3 protein-coding genes are annotated in these 7,216 nt (G+C 60.7%); all 3 read left to right on the top strand.

What is annotated here, in order from left to right:
* The coding region (locus N5D61_RS15220) for a hypothetical protein (RefSeq protein ID WP_279893401.1) at positions 1-195 on the top strand (195 nt) is incomplete at its 5' end.
* Between the two features lie 206 nt (positions 196-401).
* Complete coding sequence (locus tag N5D61_RS15215) at positions 402-5,435, top strand: Ig-like domain-containing protein (RefSeq protein ID WP_279893400.1); 5,034 nt, start codon at positions 402-404, stop codon at positions 5,433-5,435.
* A gap of 62 nt (positions 5,436-5,497) precedes the next feature.
* Positions 5,498-7,123, top strand: a complete 1,626-nt coding sequence (locus tag N5D61_RS15210; protein WP_279893399.1) for a hypothetical protein — start codon at positions 5,498-5,500, stop codon at positions 7,121-7,123.
* The last annotated feature ends 93 nt before the right edge of the window (positions 7,124-7,216 follow it).

Raw genomic sequence — 7,216 nt, 5'->3', positions numbered from 1 at the left:
CCCGGAGCGCACGCCATCAAGGCCGTCGCGCAATACGGCAATCAGCCCGCATCGGCCGTACGCAACTTCAGGGTTTCCGCCGTGACGGCAATCGCCATCACCTTAGTCAAGGACTCGAAAGGAAACGCCATTGGCAACGGCGGTACGACAACCGACACGACCCTGACCGTCGAGGGGATAGTGGCGTTCAGTTGAGCCAGGGCATCTGCGAATGGCGGATGGGGCAAGGACGCCCCATCACCGTTGTTTGCCCGCGCACTTGACGAACGCAAACCGGGTAAGCGGGCCGCGCAGCGTTCAGCCCGACCAGCGGTCGCAAAACCTGTCATTTCTGACAGTAGGCAAGCGCCCTGTTATGGCGCTCAATTGACTTCTGGATCAATCGACAGGAGTCAAACGCCATGCCCGATACAACACTCCCCGACGACCTCAAACAGTTCCTTCTCGTCAACCCACTCAAGTCCTTCCGGCCGGCCACCCGATTGTCAGTCTGGCTGGACGATCAGCTCTGCATGCGCAAAGCCCTGACGCGCAAAGAGCTGGATGCAGGCTTTGAGATTATCCTCAATCCCGATCGGCAGGGCATGTCCACGTTCGGCCTGTCGACCCTGGCGCTGATCGACCTGGAAATCCCCGGTGCCACGGGCCCACTGGATGACGGGTCATGGGGCATCAACGTGGCAGCGGCGCAAACCAACTTCCCGCTACAGGGCCTGCAACTCTACCTCCAGCCCTGGTCGAGCATGGCGGTGGGCGACAGCTACAAGATTCTGCTCGACGGGACCACGCAGGTCGCGTCGGGTGTCATCCTCAAACCCGAGGAGGTAGGGGCACGGGTAATCGCCTTTGTGCCCAGTAACCGCCTGACTGATGGCGCGCATAAGTTGTCGTACAGCATCACGCGCATCGGACAAGCCCCTGAGACGTCGGATGCGCTGGACATTCTGATCAAGCTCACACTTCCGGGAGGAGTCGACGAGGACGGCAGCGTGCCCGGTCACTCTGCGCTGAAGTTCGATTTGCCTGACGAAATAATCAACGACGGGGTCGATGCGGCGGCAGCCAAGGCAGGGATTCCGGCCACCATTCACCCCTACCCGAACATGGCTGCCGGGGACGATATCAAGCTGTCCTGGGGTGGATACTTTGTGCATCACGCGCCTGTGACCCAAAATGAAGTGGGCAAGGACATCGAAATAGTGGTCGACGAAGCCACGATTCTCGCGGCAGGCGACTCCGATTTCGACGGTTTGGCCGTGACGTTCGAAGTCTACGACTTGGTCCTGAATCGCTCCACGGACTGGGCCGCCGAAATGCGCATCGTGGTGGACACCGGTAATTCGCGACTTGATGCCCCTTTCGTGGCCGAGGCGAACAACGGCGAGTTAGACCTCGACGTCCTGGGTACTGAACCTGCGACCCTGCAGGTCACGGTCAGGCGTCCCGATTTTGCGGTGGGCGACAAGCTGGTCGGCAAAGTCACGGGCACCACCGTCGACGGGGATGCCGTGCAGTACGAGTCCGATGAGGTTGAAGTACTGACGCTCAACCATGTTTATGAAATTCCTATCCCGAACGCCATCCTGCGCCGGCTGGCCAAAGTGCAGGCCGCCTTCTCCTACAGGCGCTTGAGAGCCGGAGTGTCCACGCCGTCCCGAGGTCAATTCGTCAACGTCAAGGGCAGCGCCGTCGGCATGACAGCGCCCATCGCCAAGGACGCCGCCCAGGGCGCACTCGACCCGGACTTGGCCAAGACAGCCATCGAAATCCCCTGGGACGACAGCATGGCCGCAAGCGATCAAATTACGCTGCGCTGGATCGGCACCCGGGCCGACTTTACGGTCTACGACCCCGCCCTGCCCCCTCATACCATCACTGGCCGTGAAGAAACCAACAAGCTACCGATTACGATCAGCGTTGATGGCACCCACCTCAAGACGTTGGATGGCGGAACCTTGCAGCTGTACTTCGAACTGGCCAAAGACCTGAACGGCACCATCGTCGTACGGGAGTCCGCCCGAGCAACGCTGCTAAACGTCGGGGAGCCCCGCGCCGAGCTTCCGAATCCCGTTGTCGCCGGGGTAAACGATGGCGTGATGGACCCCGATCTGCCTGGCACCACATTGACAGTGCCTGTCTATCCGAATATGGAGATCGGCGACGAGGTGCACTCCCTCTGGAAAGGCAGCAAGACCGATGAGTTGGAAGACTGGATCAAAATCAACTCTTTCACCAAAGACAAAGCGGTTGTCTTTGACATCGACGAGGCGTTCATCAAGGACAACGACGAAGGCACGGTCGCCGCGTCTTACTGGGTAATTCGCAAGAGTGGCCGGCGCAGTGACTCGGAGATTCTCAACTTCCAGGTCGGCGCAGGTGCGGTGCCTTTGCTGCCCGTTGCCAAGGTGGCGGGCAGCGAGGACGGTGTGCTGGACCTGGCTGAAATTCCCAATGGCGCGAGAGTGGTCATACCGGCATGGACGCCAGACATGAACGTAGGCGATCACGTGTACATGACGTGGGAGGATGACGAGGGGACACCGCCTTTCCGGCTCGACAAATCCATCACGGGGGCCGGCAAGGATAAAGACGTGCAATTCACCGTGCCATTGGCTGACGTAACCGAAAACGTAGACGCCACGGTAAGTGTCAGCTATCGCGTCGTCCCCCTGGTCGGCGAAGACCGGCAGTCGCTGCCGTTGATGTTCGATGTGGAACAGGATTTGCCCGTCCAGCTTCCCGAGCCGGTGATCGTAGAAGCAATCGGCAACCTACTCGACCCGAACAACGCACTCTCGGGCGCTCGTGTGCGTATCCCGGCCGAAGCACAGCTCAAGGCGGGGGATTCGGTCACCCTGACGTGGGAAGGCCAACCGGGCGACGGCAGCGTGAAGCCGACACAACCCGTCACGGCAGAGGGCGAGCTGCTGATACCCATCGCCTACAGCACCGTCAAAGCCAACGATGGCTTCAGCGTCATACTGAGCTACACCGTCAAGCGTGCCGATCAGAGCGCCGAAGGCCCCTCGCCGTCCAGAACCTACGACATCAAGAGCGCCATCGTCGCAGGCCTGTTGAACGTGATGGGTGCCAGGTTCCATCGCTGCATGTATCGGGCATCGGCAACGCCTCGCAGGATCAGTGCGTTCGACAAAACCACGGGGGCGGCTCTGAACGCCGAGTGGCAATACGAGGGCGATACGGGTTGGACGCAAGCGAAGAGCTGGAGAGATAGCCGCCCGTGGACGCCTCTGCATATACGCACCAGTGAAGACCATGTGTTGCTCAGTGCCGTGAATATCATTGGCAATGGTAATGACACCTCCACGTCGGGAGACGCGGCGCAGGTGGCGCATCGCGACAGTGGCGACGTGATCGGTTGGGGAAATGCCGCCTATGGTGGGACTATCCCGCCCACCATCATCACCATGGACGACATCGTTGAAGTCTGCTGCAGCCGCAGCGCCTACACAGCACGGCGGAAAAATGGCTACGTCGTTGCCTGGGGAGCAGCAACGGAAGGCGGATCTCTAGGCACCAACCCGCTGGACAGTTACGTCGCACTGACCAGCAACAGCGTGGCGATCGCCGGTATCCGAACGGATGGGAAAGTCTACGCTTGGGGCGTGGCGGCCTATGGTGGAACGGTACCCGATGCGATCAAGGCACACAGCGACATCACTCAGGTGATCGGCGCCGGGACTGCGTTCGCGGCCGTTCGTGGCACAGGGCAGGTCGTGGCCTGGGGTGCTCCAGCGGCAGGAGGAACCGTGCCGGGAGACGTTGCGACGTTTACTGACATTAAAGAGGTTTCAGGAAACTTCGTGGCCTTCGCTGCACTGCGTGCCAACCGCCGAGTGGTGGCGTGGGGGACGGCCTCTGGCGGCGGTACGGTGACCACGGAAGTCGCCGCCGCGACCGTAGCCGAACTGGGCGCCGCTTCTGCTAATGCATTTTCATTGATTACCACGTCCGGGCAAGTGCTGACATGGGGCAACGCCCAACAGGGAGGAACGGTGCCTGCGGACATCAAGTCGCTGACCGACATCGTCGAAGTCAGCGCGACCTGGCACGCCATGGCCGCACGCAGGGCCAATGGTCATGTCGTCGCCTGGGGCACGGCGGCCAGTGGCGGGACGGTTCCAACGGACATCGCCACCCTCAACGACATCGTTCAGGTGGTGGGCAACTCGAGAGCATTCGCCGCGCTGCGTCGTAACGGCACAGTCGTCGCCTGGGGTGACGCATCGGTCGGGGGGAACACCAGCAGCGTCGTAGCACAACTGATCAACGTAAAAGCCGTCTACGCCAATAGTCAGAGTTTCGTGGCGCTGCGCTCCGACGGTGAAATCGTGACGTGGGGTTACGCCGCTGGAGGCGGCGACAGCAGCGCGGCGCAGCCCTACCTGAAAGGGCGCGTTTCCTACGAAACCCGCCTTGCCGTAAGTACACAGGCCTTGAAGGCACAAGCGGTGCCCCCCAAAAAATCCCGCGTGAGCCGCACGGTTTCGTTCAGTTTCGCTGAATGGGCCAAACCGCAGGTTCCCGACGCGCTGGGCGATGTGTTGGATCCTGGTGACGATCCGGAAAAAATGATCAAGGTCCACATCCCCCCGGGCACGCTGAAATATCAGGATCGCGTCAGCTTGTACCTTGAAGACACACTGTTCGACTGGACAGTCGTGAATCGCAGTGGACCCGGCACCGGAATCGATTTCGAGGTCCCAGCCAGTGAGTTCATGGTCGGAGCAGGTGGCCAACTGCGCGTCTGGTACGGCGTCATCCCCGCGGGCGAAACCGCTGAGCAACCTTCCGCCGACCTGTTGCTGACGATCAGCGGCGGGTTCGAAGACGACGTCACGCTGGACCTCACCGCGCACAATTACCTCGTCGCGGAGGGGAAAGCCCCAGCGCAGCCGCCGGCATTCGCTCGGTTCAGTCGTGCCGCCGATTGGGGCACCGGGCCTTATACCTACGCCAGCAGCGAAGAAAGCGTGGCCAGCGTCGACGACACCGGGACCGTCACAGCCCTGGCCAATGGCACCTGCAGCATCACTGCCCGCGACAGCCTGGGGGCAACGCAACACTACGCCTTGACCATCGCGGGCATGATCGTCGTTCACTTCTTGACCGCCAGTACCGATTGGGCGGGCATGCAACGCGTCTGCGCTACGGCCGGCCTGGACCCTGCTTCATTGAACGATCTCAAGGCATTGTGGACACGCTATGCCGACAGTCAGCCGGTCAGCACCTATCTGGGATGGCTCGACTATCCGCTCTGGACGGCAGACTCCGCCGGGGTTGGCACGTATTGGACCTATGACCTGAGCGGCACAGACCCTAACCAGAATGCCAGCGCATCGGACGGCAGCCTGGCGATGCAGGCGGTAGGTATCTCTCGAACAGCGGGACAGCGGCTCCGTCCCGACGCATGAAGCCAGCACCGCCCGGCGGACAAGGCCGGGCGGTCACTCCTATCTTCGTACATGAGGTCACCATGACCATGAATACCTGCTCAATCATCAGGTTGTTCGCGGTGCTGTGGCTGCTCTACAGCCTGAACGCAACGGCCAGCCCTACCGGGCCGGAAATCGCGCAACTGATCAACAATCGCTACCAGAGCACGGCCTCCACCTGTGCCGCAAGCAAACCTGCCTGGCAATGCAATGGCGTGCTGGTTTTGGCTAACCCGCGCGCCGCGGGGCAGCCATTTTGGGCGCACAACAGCGACGCCACGGCCCTGGGAGCCGAAGGCGCGAGCTATTTGCGTCGTGACTTGGGTATTCGGCAGTTGCCTGTGCACCACGGGGTGATTTTCAGCGACCTGTTCAGCGCAGTAGGCGATGGCAAAACGCTGAGCGTTCTCTGTGCCTATCCCTTCACTCAGCCAATCGACGCCACTCGCAGCAACTACGGCTGTGCACTGGCATCGACGTCCCGCCCTGCTTTGGTCGATGCCAGCTCATGCAGCGCCATTGGGGTCACAGACAGCGACGCTTGGCTGACGCATTTCCAACAATCGGGCAACCAGCCGACTGCGCAATGCTCATTGAGCGCCGACGACCCGCGACAGTTCGATGCTAGCCTCAAGGCCCACGAAGGACTGGACAGCGAATGGTCGGCCACCGCCAATCGCTTGCAGGTGGCCAACTGGGATTCGGCCAGCCCGGCCAGCGTTCCCGTTCAAGCGTTGTATTACGACATCAACCAGACAGGCACGCTGATTAGTGCACAGCACGATCAGCGCGACTACTTCAATGCCACCGGTGATTGGCTCCCGATCCTTCGCATGGATCTCAACGACGGCTCCGGAAACGTGTTCGGATTCAACCTGCAGGATCAACTGTACATCGGCTATCAGATCGCATCCGCGATGAATCGACGATACAGCGACACTCGAAGCGAATGCGCAAACGGGCTATCGGCTTACTTTTGCGGCGGTATATTGATTCGCGCAACTCAGGCAACTAGTAGCTTCCACGCCTGGGATCCTAGTCCCAATTCGGTTGGCCGTAACGGCGTGTCATTCAGCTACCTGCGAGCCGATGTGGGGACGACCAAAACCGCGGGAGCAGCTGGTTTCACCATGAAAGAGTCTTCAGCACCGGCGCTCCACCCCATTACGCTTCGTTGCGCCTATCCGACGAATGCGGTTACCAGTTCAATTCCTGACAGCTGTCGTGCCAGTTGCGATCAAGAGGGAGTAACGACCGTCGCGGCCTGGCGATCGAAATACGGAGCAAGTCCAAGTAACAGTTGCGCCTTCACCGCCACTTCCGCGCAATTCCAGCTTAGTATCCAGGTCCGTACCGTGCTTAGCGCCGGTGATCGAGCGTCCTGGAACGAGATCATAATCGCCGCCTGGCCTCAAGGCATTCCGGATCAGATCCCCCTCGAATCGCTTTTCTATGCGAGCACTGCCACACGTCCGCAGGCGCAATTCATCCAGCACGATTTCTTCACTCAAACCGCCCGTTTTTTGCCGGTCGTGCGAATGACACTGGGCGCGGCGGATGGAAGGGTATTCAGCTACCTGCCAGAGGATCAACTGGCTGAAGGCGCGCCGGGGAGGCGCTCGCTCGATCCTTATTCGGACGAGGCTGCAAGCACGACCTCTGATTGAGCAGCCATCCTCCCTGAGTACACGCCGACCAGCGGTCGCAAAACCTGTCATTTCTGACAGTAGGCGAAACCGTCGATCCAGCGCCCAATATCA

This window comes from Pseudomonas sp. GD03842 (assembly GCF_029841165.1).
Classification (GTDB): Bacteria; Pseudomonadota; Gammaproteobacteria; order Pseudomonadales; family Pseudomonadaceae; genus Aquipseudomonas.
Note: the sequence above shows the minus strand (reverse complement) of the source record. Positions and strands in the feature narration are given on the sequence as shown.

Coding starts and splice junctions, on each gene's coding strand:
- N5D61_RS15215 (WP_279893400.1), top strand. CDS start 402: ATGCCCGATACAACACTCCCCGACGACCTCAAACAGTTCCTTCTCGTC.
- N5D61_RS15210 (WP_279893399.1), top strand. CDS start 5,498: ATGACCATGAATACCTGCTCAATCATCAGGTTGTTCGCGGTGCTGTGG.